Annotated in this window: 1 pseudogene; it reads right to left on the minus strand. The window is 61.8% G+C overall.

The window, feature by feature from the left end:
- Positions 1-185, minus strand: a pseudogene (locus tag FQ664_RS27585) (alpha/beta hydrolase); the annotation flags it as partial.
- Positions 186-262: the final 77 nt, after the last annotated feature.

Genomic DNA, 262 nt, shown 5'->3' on the forward strand with positions numbered 1-262 from the left:
GGCTTCAACGGATCGAACGTGCCAGACTCCTTCTTGGTCGTGCCCCCAGCGAGGAAGCTGCCTTGCGAATCGATCTGCAGTGGCTCGTTGGCCATGGCGGTCGTGGCGCAGAGGGAAACCGCTATCCAGAGCAGTGTGGAGGGGAAGCTGGGCACCAGAGTGCGAAGGCGCGTGCGAGTCTGCATGGGTCACTCCGTGACAGATTGTCAGGGGAATCTACCCTCCGGGCCATCCTGGAAGAAGCGCGGGAGTGCATATGACC

The sequence above is a fragment of the Pseudomonas persica genome, from assembly GCF_900291015.1.
GTDB lineage: Bacteria > Pseudomonadota > Gammaproteobacteria > Pseudomonadales > Pseudomonadaceae > Aquipseudomonas.